This is a genomic window from Micromonospora sp. NBC_00421 (genome assembly GCF_036017915.1).
Taxonomy (GTDB): domain Bacteria; phylum Actinomycetota; class Actinomycetes; order Mycobacteriales; family Micromonosporaceae; genus Micromonospora.
Map to the genome: position 1 here is coordinate 4,676,825 of NZ_CP107929.1, position 16,881 is coordinate 4,693,705.

General features: G+C 72.1%; 14 protein-coding genes. 5 read left to right on the forward strand and 9 right to left on the reverse strand.

All coding sequences use genetic code 11. The features are described from left to right. Positions 1 to 7: 7 nt before the first annotated feature. The 4 genes from ftsE to pruA all read right to left on the reverse strand — a co-directional run bounded on the left by ftsE (position 8) and on the right by pruA (position 4,315). The gene (ftsE, locus tag OHQ87_RS19525) at positions 8 to 688 is read right to left on the reverse strand and encodes a cell division ATP-binding protein FtsE (protein ID WP_030331491.1); all 681 of its coding nucleotides are present in this window, start codon (positions 686 to 688) and stop codon (positions 8 to 10) included. A gap of 118 nt (positions 689 to 806) precedes the next feature. Next, positions 807 to 1,928, reverse strand: coding sequence for a peptide chain release factor 2 (gene prfB / locus OHQ87_RS19530; protein ID WP_328339834.1), 1,122 nt, complete (start codon positions 1,926 to 1,928; stop codon positions 807 to 809). A gap of 64 nt (positions 1,929 to 1,992) precedes the next feature. Then, a complete protein-coding gene (locus tag OHQ87_RS19535) occupies positions 1,993 to 2,508 on the reverse strand; it encodes a PadR family transcriptional regulator (protein ID WP_091248492.1) in 516 nt (171 codons plus the stop codon). 178 nt (positions 2,509 to 2,686) lie between these two features. Continuing rightward, complete coding sequence (pruA, locus tag OHQ87_RS19540; RefSeq protein WP_328339839.1) at positions 2,687 to 4,315, reverse strand: L-glutamate gamma-semialdehyde dehydrogenase; 1,629 nt, start codon at positions 4,313 to 4,315, stop codon at positions 2,687 to 2,689. 386 nt (positions 4,316 to 4,701) lie between these two features. On the opposite strand from pruA, the gene OHQ87_RS19545 reads away from it, so the two are divergent. Beyond that, complete coding sequence (locus tag OHQ87_RS19545; RefSeq protein WP_328339841.1) at positions 4,702 to 5,685, forward strand: hypothetical protein; 984 nt, start codon at positions 4,702 to 4,704, stop codon at positions 5,683 to 5,685. Positions 5,686 to 5,766: 81 nt separating this feature from the next. Here OHQ87_RS19545 and OHQ87_RS19550 read toward each other — a convergent pair whose 3' ends face one another. After that, entirely contained in the window at positions 5,767 to 6,276 is a 510-nt protein-coding gene (locus OHQ87_RS19550; RefSeq protein ID WP_328339843.1) for a DUF6912 family protein, read from the reverse strand. A 428-nt stretch (positions 6,277 to 6,704) separates the two neighbouring features. Here OHQ87_RS19550 and OHQ87_RS19555 point away from each other — a divergent pair, with 428 nt between their 5' ends. Beyond that, positions 6,705 to 6,932, forward strand: coding sequence for a helix-turn-helix domain-containing protein (locus tag OHQ87_RS19555; RefSeq protein ID WP_067306191.1), 228 nt, complete (start codon positions 6,705 to 6,707; stop codon positions 6,930 to 6,932). Positions 6,933 to 7,034: 102 nt separating this feature from the next. Next, entirely contained in the window at positions 7,035 to 7,616 is a 582-nt protein-coding gene (locus OHQ87_RS19560) for an Rv3235 family protein (RefSeq protein ID WP_328339849.1), read from the forward strand. Positions 7,617 to 7,884: 268 nt separating this feature from the next. Here OHQ87_RS19560 and secA read toward each other — a convergent pair whose 3' ends face one another. Then, complete coding sequence (gene secA / locus OHQ87_RS19565) at positions 7,885 to 10,812, reverse strand: preprotein translocase subunit SecA (protein WP_328339851.1); 2,928 nt, start codon at positions 10,810 to 10,812, stop codon at positions 7,885 to 7,887. A 169-nt stretch (positions 10,813 to 10,981) separates the two neighbouring features. Between secA and OHQ87_RS19570 the strand changes: the two genes are divergently transcribed. Together OHQ87_RS19570 and OHQ87_RS19575 are read left to right on the forward strand one after the other, a co-directional pair. Continuing rightward, positions 10,982 to 12,151: a GNAT family N-acetyltransferase gene (locus OHQ87_RS19570; protein WP_328339853.1), complete on the forward strand. Its 1,170-nt coding sequence runs from the start codon at positions 10,982 to 10,984 to the stop codon at positions 12,149 to 12,151. Continuing rightward, positions 12,148 to 13,260, forward strand: a complete 1,113-nt coding sequence (locus OHQ87_RS19575) for a GNAT family N-acetyltransferase (protein ID WP_328339856.1) — start codon at positions 12,148 to 12,150, stop codon at positions 13,258 to 13,260. The genes OHQ87_RS19570 and OHQ87_RS19575 overlap by 4 nt, the downstream gene beginning before the upstream one ends. Positions 13,261 to 13,457: 197 nt before the next feature. On the opposite strand, the gene hpf is transcribed toward OHQ87_RS19575, so the two are convergent. From hpf to OHQ87_RS19590, 3 genes are all read right to left on the reverse strand, one after another. Continuing rightward, positions 13,458 to 14,084, reverse strand: coding sequence for a ribosome hibernation-promoting factor, HPF/YfiA family (hpf, locus tag OHQ87_RS19580; RefSeq protein WP_328339858.1), 627 nt, complete (start codon positions 14,082 to 14,084; stop codon positions 13,458 to 13,460). A 250-nt stretch (positions 14,085 to 14,334) separates the two neighbouring features. Then, on the reverse strand, positions 14,335 to 15,042 hold the full coding sequence (locus tag OHQ87_RS19585) for a ComF family protein (RefSeq protein ID WP_328339860.1): 708 nt from the start codon (positions 15,040 to 15,042) through the stop codon (positions 14,335 to 14,337). A 7-nt stretch (positions 15,043 to 15,049) separates the two neighbouring features. Further along, a complete protein-coding gene (locus OHQ87_RS19590) occupies positions 15,050 to 16,876 on the reverse strand; it encodes an LpqB family beta-propeller domain-containing protein (RefSeq protein ID WP_328339862.1) in 1,827 nt (608 codons plus the stop codon). Positions 16,877 to 16,881 lie beyond the last annotated feature (5 nt).

Genomic DNA, 16,881 nt, shown 5'->3' on the forward strand with positions numbered 1-16,881 from the left:
CGCCGGCTCACCCGTAGACGCCGCGGGCCTGGTCGCGCACGATCCGGCCGCTCTCGATCTCGACGACCCGGCGGCGCATCTGGTTGACGATGTTGGAGTCGTGCGTGACCATCACGACGGTCGTGCCGGTGCGGTTGATCCGGTCCAGCAGGCGCATGATCTCGATCGAGGTGTCCGGGTCCAGGTTTCCGGTCGGCTCGTCGGCCAGCAGGATCAGTGGACGGTTCACGAACGCCCGCGCGACCGCGACCCGCTGCTGCTCACCACCGGAGAGCTCGTGCGGGTAGCGGTGCTCCTTGCCACCGAGACCGACCAACTCCAGCACCTCGGGCACGACCCGGCGGGCCACCGCCTTGGTCTTGCCGATCACCTCCAGGGCGAACGCCACGTTCTCGTAGGCGGTGCGGTTCGGCAGCAGCCGGAAGTCCTGGAAGACACAGCCGATGGAACGCCGGAAGTGGGGTCGCTTCCAGGAACGCATCGAGGTGACGTCCTTGCCGTTGACGACGACCCGGCCCTTGTTGGGGGCGACCTCGTGCAGCAGCATTTTGATGATCGTGGACTTCCCGGAGCCCGATGGCCCGATGAAGAAGACGAACTCGCCCTTCTCGATCGAGACGGACACGTTGTCGAGCGAAGGCCGGGACGCCTTCGGGTACGTCTTCGTCACTTGCTCAAGCTGAATCACGGGTCGTGAGTCTACGCGGTGTAACCGCAGAGCCAAGTGCCACGCCCCGCCGATGCGAGGCGCGTCGTCGATTCACCCGGTCAACCCGGCATCGATGACGCGCCCCGTCCACGATCGATCACGCAGCGTCGTTGGCGAGCTGCTGCTGTTTGCGCCAGCGGATACCGGCTTCGATGAAGCTGTCCAGCTCGCCGTCGAAGACCGAGGACGGATTGCCGGTCTCCTGCTCGGTTCGCAGATCCTTCACCATCTGATAAGGGTGCAGCACGTACGAGCGCATCTGGTCGCCCCAGGAGCTGGTGCTCCCGGTCTTCAGACCGGCCAGCTTCGCCTCCTCCTCCTGCCGCTTGCGCTCCAGCAGCCGGGACTGGAGCACCCGCATCGCGGAGGCCTTGTTCTGGAGCTGGGACTTCTCGTTCTGGCAGGTCACCACGATGCCGGTGGGGATGTGGGTGAGTCGCACCGCCGAGTCGGTGGTGTTGACGCTCTGCCCACCCGGGCCGGACGACCGGTAGACGTCCACCCGTACCTCGTTCTCCGGGATGTCGATGTGGTCGGTCTGCTCGGTGACCGGCAGCACCTCGACCCCGGCGAAACTGGTCTGCCGACGGCCCTGGTTGTCGAACGGGCTGATCCGGACCAGCCGGTGGGTGCCCGACTCGACGCTGAGCGTGCCGTAGGCGTACGGGACCTTCACGGTGAAGGTGGCGGACTTGAGGCCGGCCTCCTCGGCGTACGAGGTCTCGTAGACCTCCGTCGGGTAGCCGTGCCGCTCGGCCCAGCGCAGGTACATCCGCAGCAGCATCTCGGCGAAGTCGGCGGCGTCCACCCCGCCCGCGCCCGCCCGGATGGCGACAAGCGCCTCCCGGGAGTCGTACTCGCCGGAGAGCAGGGTGCGGACCTCCATCTCCTGGATGGCCCGGGTCAGCCCGGCGATCTCCGACTCGACCTCGCCGAGCACCCCGGAGTCTGCCTCGTCCTCGGCCAGCTCCAGCAGCACCCGGGCGTCGTCCAGCCCGGACCGCAGGCTGCCCAGCTTGCTGATCTCGCCGTTGACGTACGACAGCTGCGAGGTCACCTGCTGTGCCCGGGCCTGGTCGTCCCAGAGATCCGGCGCGGACGCCTGCTCCTCCAGCCGGGCCTTCTCCTCCCGCAGGCGGTCGAGGTCGAGCACCGACTCGATGTTGCGCAGGGTCGCGTCGAGTTCCTTGAGTTGTTCGGCGTAATCGGCAGCGGTCACGACAGACAAGGGTACTGTGCGTGCGGCGGTCCGCTCACTGCACACCACCTACCAGGGCGGATGATCAGCCGACCGGGGCGGTCTTGAGCCAGGACAGCGCGGCCTTGTGGTAGGCGACGGCGAACTCCAGCGCGCTGGCGTCGTACTCGTCGCCCTCCTTCTTGGCGGTCTTGACCTGCTCCCGGACGTACGCGAGGGCCTCGGTGTGGTATTCGTTGGCCGAGGTGTAGAGGTTCTTGAGCTGACTGGCCGAGTGCAGGTTGCCGAACGCGATCCGCAGGGCGATCGGGTTGCGGATGGTGTCCCGGCCGGGGTTCTCCGCCAGCCAGCGGGAGAAGGTCCGCTTCCCGGACGCGGTTATCGCGTAGGGTTGGCTCATCCGCGGCCCGGGCTTGCCCAGCCGCACGAAACCACGCTCCGCCAGCACCGGCAACTCACGGTAGACCTGACTGCGTGTCATAGACCAGTACGGCGCCAGTCGGCGCTCAGCGGCGGCCATCAGCTGGCCGCCTGTCATCGGGCCCTCATGCAACAACCCCAGCAGGGCCGCCGCAGTGGGGTTGACTCCGGAATCCGCCATGCCCTCTAAGCTGCCACTTTGCGGTCCCGGCGTCCAGGATTTCCGGATTTGCCACCCGGGAGGATTTCCAATGTGCACTGTCGGCCGGCGACAGTGCTCCCAGGACCACCGTCGGTCACCCCGCGCGGCGGCGTGGCCGGCGGTGACCTGGGGCGCGGCACCGCCGGCCGACGCCGGTTCAGCCCATGTGCGGGTACGTGTGGTCGGTCGGCGGCACGAACGTCTCCTTGATGGTCCGGGGTGACATCCAGCGGACCAGGTTGTGCCACGACCCGGCCTTGTCGTTGGTGCCGCTGGCCCGCGCGCCGCCGAAGGGCTGCTGCCCGACCACCGCGCCGGTCGGCTTGTCGTTGATGTAGAAGTTGCCGGCCGCGTACCGCATCTTCTCGGCGACCGCGTCGACCACCCGGCGGTCGGTGGCGAAGATCGACCCGGTCAGCGCGTACGGGGCGATCGACTCGGCCTGGGCGACCACGTCGTCGAACCGGGCGTCGTCGAAGACGTGCACGCCGAGGATCGGGCCGAAGTACTCGGTGGTGAACGTCTCGTGTGCCAGGTCGGCGCACTCGAACAGGGTCGGCCGCACGAACCACCCGACCGAGTCGTCGGCGGTGCCCCCGGCCAGCACCCGGCAGCTGTCGTCCCCGGCGATCAGCTCCAGCGCGGCGGTGTGCCGGGCGTACGCCCGGGCGTCGATCACCGCACCGCCGAAGTTGCCGAAGTCGGTCACGTCGCCGTAGGTCAGCGAGTCGGCGGTGGCGGCCAGCCGGTCCCGCAGCCCACCCTCCCAGAGCGACCGGGGGACGTACGCCCGCGAGGCGGCCGAACACTTCTGGCCCTGGTATTCGTAGGCGCCCCGGAGCAGCGCGGTGTGCAGGGCGTCGACGTCGGCGCTGGAGTGCGCCACGACGAAGTCCTTGCCGCCGGTCTCGCCGACCAGCCGGGGGTAACCCCGGTAGCCGGCGATGTTCTCGCCGACGGTGCGCCACAGCTGCTGGAACACCCTGGTCGAGCCGGTGAAGTGGATGCCGGCCAGGTCGGGGTCGGCGAGCACCACGTCGGAGACCTCCTCGCCCCGCCCGGTGACCATGTTGATCACGCCGGGGGGCAGCCCGGCCGCCTCGAACAGCCGCATGGTGAAGTGCGCCGCGAACTGCTGGGTCGGGCCCGGCTTCCAGACCACGGTGTTGCCGAGCAGAGCCGGCGCCGAGGGCAGGTTGCCGGCGATCGCGGTGAAGTTGAACGGGGTCACCGCGTAGACGAAACCTTCGAGCGGACGGTGGTCGAACCGGTTCCACACCCCCGGCGACGAGTTCGGCTGGGCCGCCAGCAACTCGCGGGCGAAGTGCACGTTGAACCGGAGGAAGTCGATGAACTCGCAGGCCGAGTCGATCTCCGCCTGGACGGCGGTCTTGGACTGGCCGAGCATGGTGGCCGCGTTGAGGGTGTCCCGCCATGGGCCGGCGAGCAGCTCGGCGGCGCGCAGGAAGATCGCGGCCCGCTCCTCGAACGGGAGCGCCCGCCACATCGGCGCGGCGTCCTTGGCGGCCTGCACCGCAGCACGGGCGTCGTCGTGGGTGGCGTGGCCGGTGACCCCGAGAACGTGCGCGTGCCGGTGCGGCTGGACCACGTCGATCGGGTCGCCACCGGCCATCCGCCGGGTGCCCGCGATGGTCATCGGCAGGTCGATCCGCTCGGCGGCCAGCTCGGTCAGCCGTCGCTGGAGCCGCTCCCGGTCGGCGCTGCCCGGCTCGTAGGTGCGTACCGGCTCGTTGTGCGGCTCGGGTACGGAGAAGACGGCGTCCATCACAGGCTCCTGGGCGATCTCGACAGCGGCGGCGAAATCGGCCCCGCAGGCGTCGACCGGACGGCCGGACGCCGGACGCCACGCGGCGTACCTGGCGCGGCGGCGGGACCTGGCGACGATTCTCCCACGCCCATCCCGGTCGACTCACGCCCCGCCCGGCCTGCGCCGTGGATAGCGAGGCACAATCGCCCATCCGGCGACGATTCCCTTCGGAACGCGTCGGTGGGCCGACGAAAAGCAGGGTCGCCGGTTCGGGCGGCCGAGGCCGACCGGGCCGGTCGGGAGCGCCCACGCCCAGCCCGGGTCGACCCGGCCCGCCCGCGTACGCTGGTTGGCGAGAAGGGCCCGTCCCGGTGCCGGGGTGGCGCGGTGTCGAGAGGGAGACGATGAGCAACCAGCCCGGCAGTTCGACGGCCGCGTCCATCGACCCGCCGACCGACGAGCCGGCCGGGCGGACGGGCTACGCCCCCGGCACGCCGGTGCTGGCGCTGCTGGCGGTCGGCTGGCTGGCCGCGATGCTGTGGTCCACCCGGGAGGCGATCCACTCGGCGGCGGTCGGCCTCACCGCGATCACCCTCTCCGCCTTCGCCCTGCCCGGGGTGATCTCCGCCGCACTGGTCGCCGGTGCGGCCGTCGCGCTGGCCGCGAGCGAGCTGACCGCCCGCCGGCTCGGCGACCGCGCCTCGCTGCGCTTCGCGGCGGCGATCGGCGCCGGCATGCTGCTCGGGCTGGGCACCGCCCTGGCCATCAACCTGACGTACGCCGACAACGCCACCACCAACACCATCGCCGGCACCAGCGCGGCGGCGGCAATCATCGGTGGGGCGCTCGCCGGAGCCCGTACCCCGGGACCGGTCGGCGCGGCGGTCACCGCCGCGCTCGGCACCCTGCTCTTCGTGGTGCTCTTCAGCCAGGCCCGCGACCCGCTGTTCGACCTGTTCGGCGCCGACGACTCCCAGGCGTCGCTGGTCGGGGCGGCGAAGTGGGTCTCCCGCACCGAGTCGCTGCTCGCCGGGCTGCTCGCCGGGCTGCTCGCCTTCGGCTACCTCACCTGGGCCCGCCGCCGGGCGATCCGGCACGCCCCCGACGCCCCGGCCCCGCGCTGGCCCGCCTACCTGGTCGCCGGGGGCGGCCCCGGCCTGCTCCTGCTGCTCACCGAGGTGATCATCCGGGTCGGCGGCCGGACCCTGCTGGACCTGGCCGGCGCGTTGAGCGAGGCGGACGCGGTGGCCCAGACCAGCATGGGCACCTCGCGGGTCGACAACGGCATCTGGGTGCTCTTCGTCGGCGCACTGACCGCGGTCGTCCTCTTCGGCCGCACCCTCGGCCCGACCCCCCGCGACGACGACCCAGAGCCCGCCGAGGACTGATCCCGGCCGTCACCCGGCGTCCCACCGCCGCCAGGCACCACTCCCGTCCCGCCGGCCGGCGGGCCCGCTTCGGCGGGAGGGTCAGGAGGCGGTGCGGAGCAGCAGTTCCCACTCGGAGGGGGCGTACCACTCCAACTCGTGGTCCTCGGCCCCGTCGACGGTGAACTGGGCGTCCGGGTCACCGTCGAGCGCCTCGACCACCACGTCGACGGCGGCGGCCACGTCCTCGACCGCGTCGGTCCCGTCCACGTGCAAGGCGGCCACCGCCGACGCCGGCACCGGCCCGTCGAGCTCCACCACGCTGGAGCCCAGCTCGCCGTCGCCCCGACCGACGGCGGTCGCGGGCAGGTCCACCGAGACGACCACCCGACGGCGGGGCGCGGCCGAATCCTCCCGCAGCAGTTGCAGGGCGTCCTGGGCGGCCCGGGTGAAGGCGACGTACTCCAGCTCCTCCTCGTCGCCCTCGGCGTACCACTCCCGCAGCATGGGGGTGACCGCGTGCCCGCCGCTGGCCGGCAGTCCCCGCTCGCGCAGCAGGGCCAGCATCGGCACGGTCGCCGGCACGTACACCCGGACCAACTCGTCGCCCACCATCGTCTCCCCTGTCCGTTACGGTCCCACCCGGCCGTGCTCGCCGGGCCTCTCGACCCGGGCCCACGCCGGCTCGTGACGGCCCTCGCCGTCCGGGAGGGACCATGGAAACCCCGAAGGCCGATCATGCCGTACGCCGAGACCGTCATACACCGCGCACCGCCCCGGGGGAAGCCGCCGCACCGACGGACGACACCACCCTGCGCCCGGGGGACCGCTCCACACGGACGGGCACCGACGGCCGGGGCCGGTCGGGTCAGAGCCGCTCGGTCAGAGCCGGTCCGAACCGGTGGGTCGGTCGGAGCCGGTCGGTCAGAGCCGGTCGGTCGTGGACCTGACAGTGAGGGCTGGCCGGCAGGGTCCGGTGCTGGGCGGGGAAGGCAGTCGGTGGCAAACTGAGCCCAACGACGCCAAGCCGAGGGGTTTCCGTGGAGCCGAGGTTTCTCCTGCTCTCCGACGTGGCCGCCGAGCTGAACGTGTCGGACTCGCAGGTCTACCACATGGTACGCAGCGGCGAGCTGCCCGCCATCAAGATCGGCGGACGGGGTCAGTGGCGGGTCGAGCGCGCCCGGCTGGAGGAGTACATCCAGCTCAAGTACGCCGAGACTGCCGAGTGGGTACGCGGCAACCCGCTCACCGACCGCGACCCGGAGTGATCACGCCAACCCGCTGAGCCATTGACCCCGCGCGTTGCCATGCCCGACAATCGACGCTGTCGGAAGCAAACGTAGGCAAACGTAGAGAACGAGGGGGCAGCGATGGCCGACTCCCGCCGTCCGGGGCCGACCCGACCGCCGATCCGGTTGCGCCCCGCCCCCGTCGCCGATCCGCCCTACGTCGACGAGGTGCCTGATCTGTGGCCCCGGCCAGCCGGCCAACTCGCCCTCGACCTGTTCGGTACGGGACAACCGCCCGTCGGCCGCCCGGCCAGCAGGCGACCCGACCCCCGGCCCCGCCCCGGGCATCCGGCCGCCCCGCCACCGCCACCGCCCGCCACCGCCACTCCCGAGGCGACCCGCGCGGCCCACCGGTTCGTCGGCACCTGCCTGGAGATCCTCAACGGCTACCGGCCCCCCGGCCAGATCCGGGCCCTGGTCGAGCCGGGCTCCACCGTCGAGGTGACCGAACAACTCGCCCGCGCCGCCTCCCGCACGCCGCCGGTGCGTCGGCGCTCCACCCGGCCCGCCGTACACCTACGCCGGCTGCGGGTGTGTGAGCCACGAGCCGCAGCGGTCGAGGTGGCCGCCGTGGTCACCGCCGGCGGTCGCACCTGGGCAATGGCGCTCCGCCTGGAACACCGCCGGGGCCGCTGGCTCTGCACCACCCTCCAGGTCATCTGACCCCGCCCCCCACCCCGCCCCGCGCCCCGCCGCCCCGCGCCCCGCCGCCCCGCCCCGCGCCGCGCCGCGCCGCGCCGCGCCGGCGGAGTGTTGATCAAGAGGTTTAGGTCATCCCCGGAGATCGAACTGACGCAAACTTCTTGATCACCGCGGAAGGCGGCACACGGGGGTGGCAGGACGGGGGTGGCAGGACGGGGCAAGCGTCACGACAGGAACGGCAGGACGCCCGCCCGCTAGGCAGCGCGGGCGGGCGTCCTTTCGGTGCGGATCAGGCGCCGCCGTTGGGTGCGCCGTGGCAGCGCTTGTACTTACGGCCGGAGCCGCACGGGCAGGGGGCGTTACGGGACGGGCCACCCTCGGCCGCCCGGTCGACCGGGCCCGTGTTGCGTCGGGCGGTGCTGGCCGCGGCGGCCTGGCCGCTCGCCCCGGCGGCAGCCGGGCGAGGCGACGGACCGGCGGCGGGCCGGGCCTGGGGCCGGGGCTGCTGCTGCCCGCCCCCGATGCCGAGCGCCGGCGCCGAAGGCGCCGGCTCGGGCCGCTCCACGGTCACCGCGCCCGCGCCGGCCTCACCGTCGATGGTGGGGGCGGAGTATTGCAGGCCCTGCTGCTGCGGCGCGCGGTTGAGCCCCTTGGCCCGGATCTCGACCGGCTTCTCCAGCAGCTGGACCTCCTCGGCCTCCGGCTCCGGCTCCTGGACCTGCACCTCGAGGTTGTAGAGGAAGCCGACCGTCTCCTCCTTGATGCCCTCCATCATGGTGGCGAACATGTCGAAGCCCTCGCGCTGGTACTCGATGACCGGGTCGCGCTGGGCGTACGCCCGGAGGCTGATGCCCTCCTGGAGGTAGTCCATCTCGTAGAGGTGCTCACGCCACTTGCGGTCGATGACCTGGAGCAGCACCATCCGCTCAAGCTGCCGGGTGGCCTCCTCGCCGAGGCTCTCCTCGCGCCTGTCGTACGCGGCGTTCGCGTCCTCCCGGAGGCGGGCGAGCAGGAAGTCCTGGTCCAGGCCGGCCCGGGAGCCGACCTCCTCCTCCAGTTCCTCCACGGTGACGCCGACCGGGTAGAGCTGCTTGAGGCTCGTCCAGAGCTGGTCGAGGTCCCAGTCCTCGGCGTAGCCGTCGCTGGTGGCTCCCACCACGTACGCGCCGACGGTGTCGTCGATCATGTTGCGGACCTGGTCGGAGAGGTCCTCGCCGTTGAGCACGCGCAGCCGCTCGGCGTAGATCACCTGGCGCTGCTTGTTGAGCACCTCGTCGTACTTCAGGACGTTCTTGCGGATCTCGGCGTTCTGGCCCTCGATCTGGGCCTGGGCGTTCTTGATCTGCCGGGTGACCATCTTCGACTCGATGGGCACGTCCTCCGGGATGTTGAACCGCTCCATCACCGCCTCGACGGCACCGGCCCGGAACCGCTTCATCAGCTCGTCCTGCAGCGACAGGTAGAACCGGGACTCGCCCGGGTCACCCTGCCGGCCGGCCCGACCGCGCAGCTGGTTGTCGATCCGGCGGGACTCGTGCCGCTCGGTGCCGAGCACGTAGAGGCCACCGGCGGCGGCGACCTCCTCGGCCTCGGTCTCGCACGCCTGCTTCCAGGTGGGGAGGACCTCCTCCATCGCCTTGGCGTACTCGTCCTCCTGCTCGGCCGGGTCGAGGCCACGCTGGCGCAGCTCGTTGGCGGCGAGGAACTCGGCGTTGCCGCCGAGCAGGATGTCGGTGCCGCGGCCGGCCATGTTGGTGGCGACGGTGACCGCACCCTTGCGGCCGGCCTGGGCGACGATCTCGGCCTCGCGGGCGTGGAACTTCGCGTTGAGCACCGAGTGCGGGATGCCCCGGCGGCGCAGCAGCGTGGACAGGATCTCGGAGTTCTCCACCGAGACGGTGCCGACCAGCACCGGCTGGCCGGCCTGGTGCCGCTCGGCGATGTCCTCGATGACCGCGTTGAACTTGGCCTTCTCGGTCTTGTAGATGACGTCGGCCTTGTCCATCCGGACCATCGGCCGGTGCGTCGGGATGGTCACCACGCCGACCTTGTAGACCTTGTTGAACTCGCCCGCCTCGGTCTGGGCGGTACCGGTCATGCCGGAGAGCTTCTCGTAGAGGCGGAAGTAGTTCTGGAGGGTGATGGTGGCCAGGGTCTGGTTCTCCTGCTTGATCTCCACCCCCTCCTTGGCCTCGATCGCCTGGTGCATGCCCTCGTTGTAGCGGCGGCCGTGCAGGATGCGCCCGGTGAACTCGTCGACGATCAGGACCTCGCCGTCGCTGACGATGTAGTCCTTGTCGCGCTTGTAGAGCTCCTTGGCCTTGATCGCGTTGTTGAGGTAGCCGACCAGCGGGGTGTTCACCGACTCGTAGAGGTTGTCGATGCCGAGCCGGTCCTCCACCTTGGCCACGCCGCGCTCGGTGACCGCGATGGTGCGCTTGGCGTAGTCGACCTCGTAGTCGCCCTCGCCGTCCTTGCCGGACTGGAGGCGGGCCACCACCCCGGCGAACTCGCCGTACCAGCGGGCGGAGTGCTCGGCCGGGCCGGAGATGATCAGCGGGGTCCGGGCCTCGTCGATCAGGATCGAGTCGACCTCGTCGACCACCGCGAAGTTGTGCCCACGCTGCACCAACTCGTCATGCGACCACGCCATGTTGTCGCGCAGGTAGTCGAAGCCGAACTCGTTGTTGGTGCCGTAGGTGATGTCGCACTCGTAGGCGGCCTTGTGCTCGACGGCCGGCCTGTTGGGCAGCACCACGCCGACGGTCAGGCCCAGGAACTCGTGCACCTGGCCCATCCAGGCGGCGTCGCGCTGGGCCAGGTAGTCGTTGACGGTGACCACGTGCACGCCCTTGCCGGAGAGCGCGTTGAGGTAGACCGCCATGACCGAGGTCAGCGTCTTGCCCTCACCGGTCTTCATCTCGGCGATGTTGCCGAAGTGCAGTGCCGCGCCACCCATCACCTGGACGTCGTACGGCCGCTGGCCGAGCACCCGGGCAGCCGCCTCGCGCACCGTGGCGAACGCCTCGGGCAGCAGGTCGTCGAGGGTCTCACCGTCGGCGAGCCGCTCCCGGTACTGATCGGTCAGTGACCGCAGCTCGTCGTCGGTGAGGTTGACGTAGTCGTCCTCGATCGAGTTGACGGCGGCGGCGATGGCCTTCAGCCGGCGCACCATACGGCCCTCGCCCGCGCGGAGGACCTTTTCCAGAATCGACACGGATCAACGCTCCCCTAGACAGTCTCGAACCATCGTAGGCGCTCCGTCGGCGCGATGGTCACTGGTGGCGGCGGTCCGGCCCGACTAAACCGACATAACACTCGGCTCGGCCCGCCACCGGCGGTTATCCGGTTACGCCTACCGCGAACGATCCGGCACGATGACTCGGATGGAGCCTGTGGAGATCATCGAGGGCGGCATGCTGCTGCGTCCGTGGCTCGCCGCGGACGCCGACGACGTACACCGGGCTTGCCAGGACCCGGACATCCAGCGCTGGACCACCGTACCGCGTCCGTACCGGCCTGAACACGCCCACGGATTCGTCACCGAGATCGCTCCCCGGGCCTGGGCCGACGGCACCGGCGCGCCGTTCGCGGTCTGCGACGCGGCCACCGGCGAGCTGCTCGGCTCCTGCGGCCTGGTCTCGATCGACCGCGCCCTCGACTCCGCCGAGATCGGCTACTGGACCGCCCCCTGGGCCCGCGGCCGGGGGGTCACCGTCCGGGCCGTCCGGGCGGTCGCCCGCTGGGCCTTCGGGGCGCTGGCGCTACGCCGACTCGTCTGGCAGGCCGAGGTCGGCAACCACTTCTCCCGGCTGGTCGCGCTGCGGGCCGGCTTCCAGGTCTCCGGCGAACTGCGGCTCGCCCACCCCGTCGAGGGCGGTCGGGCCGAGGGCTGGATCGGCTCGCTACTGCCCGGCGAGGTGCCGGCCGGCCAGGTGCCGGCCGGCGGTGCACCCGGTCCGGCCGGGCCGGGCACCCTGGACGCCCGCCGGGCCGCCGTGTTCGGCCGACCGCAACCCGTCCTGTTCGCCACCACCGGCGGCACCGAGCTGCGGCTGCGGCCGATGGAGGAACGGGACCTGGACGGGGTGGTCGCCACCTGCCGGGACGCCGAGACCGTCCGGTGGACCAGCGTGCCGCACACATACCAGCGCACCGATGCGGAGGACTACCTGGGCTACGGCGGGCTGTCCTGGGCGCGGGGCAGCAGCGCGTGCTTCGTGCTGGCCGACCCGGACGACGCCTACGCCGGCACCGTCGACCTGCGGTTGAGCCCCACCGATCCGCTGCTGGCCGAGGTCGGTTTCATGACCGCGCCGCACGCACGGGGGCGGGGCTGGATGCCGGCCGCGCTCGGCGCGCTCGCCGCCTGGGGTGTCACCAGCCTGGGCCTGGCCCGGGTCGAGTGGAAGGCCCACGTCGGCAACACCGCCTCCCGCCGGGTCGCCGAGAAGGCCGGTTTCACCGTCGAGGGCACGCTGCGGGGCGGGGTGTCGCAGCGGGGGAACCGGATCGACGCCTGGGTCGGCGCGCTGCTCGCCGAGGACCTGACGTGACGCCGGAGATCATCGAGGCCGGCCGGCTGCGGCTGCGGCCGTACCGCCTGACCGACACCGACGACCTCGCCGCCGGGTGTGCCGATCCGGTGAACCTGCGGTTCAACCCGACGATGCCGAAGCCGTACACCCTGGCCGACGCCCACCGGTGGATCACCGAGGGCGCCCCGGCGGCCTGGCGGAGCGGCGGCGTCGCGTACGCGATCGTCGACGCCGGCACCGACCGGCTCGTCGGCGGTGCCGGGCTCGGCCACCTCGCGCCCGGCCGGGGTCAGGCGGAGCTGGGCTACTGGGTGGCACCCTGGGCGCGGCGGCGCGGGATCGCCACCGCGGCCACCCGGGCGCTGGCGACCGCCGCGTTCCGGGCCGGCCTGACCCGGCTGGAGCTGCTCGTCCACGCCGAGAACCCGGTCAGCCAGCGGGTCGCGCTGGCCGCCGGTTTCCACCCCGAGGGGGTACGCCGGTCCGCCGGCCAGGACCGCGACGGCAGCCGGCACGACCTGCTCGCCTGGGTACGCCTCGCCGGCGACCCACCCGGCCCGGCCCCGCGCCCGCTGCCGGATCTACCCGACGGCCGGCTCACCGACGGGGTGGTGACGTTGCGGCGGCTCTCACCTGCGGACGCCGAGCCGCTGTACCGGCTGTACACCCGCCCCGAGGTGGTGGCGACCCGGGTCCGTCAGGCCCCACCGACCCGGGCAGACATCGCCCGACGTTGCGCCGTCGCCGAGAGCGAATGGCTGACCGGCCGGTCGGCCGACTTCGCGCTGCTCGACGCGGTGACCGGCGCGATGGTCGGCGGCTGCGCCCTGATCTACGACGAACCGGCCACCGGCCAGGCGATGATCGGCTACAGCCTGTTGCCCGAGGCGCGCGGCCGGGGTCTGGCCACCCGGGCCGTCCGGCTGCTCTCCGGCTGGGCGTTCGGCCCGGTCGGCCTGGCCCGCCTCTGGGCCGGCAACGCCCCCTGGGACACCGCCTCCCAGCGGGTCCTGCAACGGGCCGGCTTCCACCAGGAGGGCCTGATGCGCGCCCGCCTCCCCGCCCAGGGCACCACCCCCCGCCCCGACACGGTCCTCTGGTCCCTCCTCCCCACCGACCCCCAATAACCCCGCTCCCCCACCCCGCTCCCCCCACCACCCCACCCACCCCGCCCACCCGCGCCCACCCCCGCCCACCCCGGTGATCAAGAGGTTTGCGTCATTCTTGAAGATCGAATTGACGCAAACCTCTTGATCAACACGGCGGGGGCGCGGGTGTGGCCGGCGCGGGAGGGGCGGGGGGCGGGGGGCGGAGGGCGGGAGGGTCAGGTGTCGAGGGAGATGATGCCGTAGTCGTAGGCGTGGCGGCGGTAGACGACGCTGGGGCGGCCGGACTCCTTGTCGTGGAACAGGTAGAAGTCGTGGCCGACGAGCTCCATCTGGAACAGGGCGTCGTCGACCGTCATCGGGTCGGCGGGGTGCACCTTGGCCCGGGCGATGTGCCAGGGCTGGTCGTCGTGCTCCTCCGGGCGCTCCTCGACGGCGGTCGCGGTGGCCGTGCCGGTGGCGGCGACGGCGACGTCGTCCAGGCCGGCCACCGGCAGACCGGCGGTGGCGGCGGCGACGGAGATCGGCGCGTGCCGGCCCCGGTGTACGCGGCGGCGGTCGGCCGCCCGGCGCAGTCGGGTGTCCAGCTTGGCGATGGCCGCGTCCAGCGCGCTGTAGAAGTCGTTGGTGCAGGCCTCGGCCCTGATCACCGGCCCCCGGGAGACACAGGTGATCTCCACTCGCTGGCAGGTGTCGGACTGCCGGGGATTGCGTTCGTGGAACAACTCCACATCGACCCGGATGAGCTTGTGATCGTAGCGCTCGATCTTCGCGAGTTTCTCCGCTACGTGTACCCGGTAATGGTCCGGCACTTCGACGTTTCGACCCTTGACCACGATGTCCACGTGACCTCCCTTTTCCGGATGGTCGGCTGATCTACGAATCCGGTCGAGCACCCTCGGGAGGGCCCCTGGGAGCGTCGACCGGTCAGGTACGGCTACGCCTCCTTCCACCGTCGGGGGCGGGTGGGAAACCCTTCCTACCCCGACACGAAAACGCTAACTCCTGTTCGCCCGACAGTCACCCCCGGTTGTGGGAAACCCTCAGAGAATTAACAGCAACCAACACCATGGGGTGAAACGGAAACACGAAGCGTCACCAATGCCGCCGCTTTTGCGTTGCACCCAACACGGCCGCGCCGTATGGCGTCATTCCCGCCGCGCGCAAGGTACGACTCATCGCCGCCAGGGTCGCCCCGGTGGTCAGGATGTCGTCCAGCACCACCACGGTCCGGCCGCCCGCGCCCCGACCGGCCCACCCCGGTCGCAGCCGGAACGCCGACGCCGCCGCCTCGGCCCGTCCCGCCCGGTCCAGCTCCACCGAGTCCGGCCGGGGTAGGGCCCGCACCGGCACCGCCGTCCGTACGTCCCAGCCGGCCCGCCGCAACCTGGCCGCCGCATGCCGGGCCAACCGGGTCAGGTGGTCGCCGTAGCGCGCCCGGGCCGCCGCCGCCCGGTCCGGCACCGGCACCAGCAGCACCGGCCGGGCCGCACCCACCGATGCCGCCACCACCTCCGCCAGCAACCCACCCAGCGGCCGGGCCAGCCCGTGCCGACCCCGTTCCTTGTACGCCAGCAGCGCCTCCCGCAGCGGGCCCGCGTACGGACCGAGGGCGTGGCAGGGCGGCAGGTCGGGCGGGGCAGGGGTGGGGCGGGCCGGAGCCGGACGCAGTGCGGCGAGCCGGTGTACGCAGTCCGGGCAGCACCCCTGCCGCAGGGTCGCGTCCCGCCGACCGCAACCCGCGCACCCGGTCGGGAAGACCAGATCGGTCAGGTCCGCCCAGAGTCCGCCGACGTCCCGCACGACCGGCTCAGAACAGGAAGAACGGCGCGGTCGGGCTGCCCGCCCGACCACCGGCGGGCGGGGGCGGCACGTCCAGCACCTGCTCGGCCCGGATCGTCTCGACCGACGGTGACCGGTAGCGGTAGGCGACGCCGTTGGCCTCGTACATCATCATGCCCGTGGGCAGCACGTACGTGGGGTTGGCCGGGTACACCGACAGGTGGGTGACCCGGGCACCGACATCGGTGACCAGCCCCGACTGCTGCACCCCGTCCACGCCCAACTCGTACACCCCGGAACGGTCGGTCGATCCGGTCACGGCCAGGGTGTTCTCCTGCGCCCAGTCCACCGCCGACAGCTCGGTCAGCGTGGTGGCGACCTGCCGCACCGGCCCGAGCGAGACCACCCCGCCGTCGAGGCCCGCCGCGCTGAGGTAGAGCCGACCACCGACGATCAGTGCGATCCGGTGCCCGTCCAGCGAGGCGGCGACCGCGCTCACCGGCCCCGCGGCGCCCACCGCGACCGGGAGCATCCGGGCCCGGTCGTCGAACCGGTAGAGCCGCCCGTCGGCCACCACCAGCCCGTAGGGCTGGGCCGCCGCGAGCGGGCGTAGCCAGACCGGCCGCCCGATCGCCGTGAACGTCTGCGTCCCCACGGTCATCGCCTGCACCGGTGCGGCACCCGACCCGGCCACCAGCCGCTGCCGTCCGCCGGGGGCGGTGCCCACCAGGGCGGCGAGGATCTTCCCGTCGGCCCGCCGCAGGGCGGCCGAGACGATGTCGTGGTTGTCCTCCGTGCGGATCGGGACGGCGCCGACAGCCTCGCCCTCGGAGGCGAGCGGCCGGATCGCCCTCTCGTAGACGGTGAACCGCTGCGGCCCCTCGGTGAGGGGGTATACCGGGTTGTCGGCGCGGTGGGCGGCCAGATCGTCGATGGTCACCCGGGACTGGTTACGGGTGGTGAGCTGAAGCGGCCCGTTCAGATCGGACAGCGTCCAGGCCAGCTGGATGCCGAGCTTCTCCAGCTTGCGGCGGTCGTCCCCGGGCAGGTCGAGGTTGACCTCCCATCGGCCGTCGGTCTTCACCGCGTTGTTGATCAGGGCGGTCCGGTCCGGCAGGCCGCTCACCCCCTGCCGGAGCCAGTCCGACGGCCCGGCGATCAGCCACTTGACCGCCTCGCTGACCAACCGCTCGGCCGGCACGGCACGGGGCAGGTAACGCTGGTCGGCCACCAGCCGGGTGGAGTCGGAGTTCCAGAAGTAGACGTTCCGGCTCTGGTAGTACGTCAGCAAGGCCACCGTGTTCAGCAGCAGGACGCTGGGTGGATCGGTGACGTAGTACCCGGCGTCCTCCGCGTCCTCCCGGCCCGGCTCGGCGGATCCGCGCAGCGAGAACCGGTACTCCGTGTCGGTCGCCACCGGCGGGCCGAGCACCCCGTTGGACCGCAGCACCCCCACCTGCTGCACCGGCACCCGGACGGTGAGCAGTCCACTGGCGTTCTGGGTGATCACCGGCTTCTCGGTCGGCCGGACCACGTTGATCACGACCTCGCTGCCCTGCTTCTCGGCCAGCCGGTCGCGGTCCTCCCGGGCGATGAACTGTTTGACCCGCGCGTACGCCCGCTCCGGCTCGCCGGCTGCGGCGGCCAGGAAGTTCTCGACGAATTTCTCCCGGTCGCTACCGCTTGCCGCGCGGGTGGGTGGCTCACTACGACCGAAGCTGGACGCGCCCGCCGAGACGGCCGGTCCCGAGCCGTCCACCTGCACGTCGGTGTGGTCGGGGATGCCGCAGCCGGCCGGGACGAGCGCCAGCAGCACGGCGCAGAGCAGCCCGGCCAGCGCGCGACGGCGGTCCACGACCG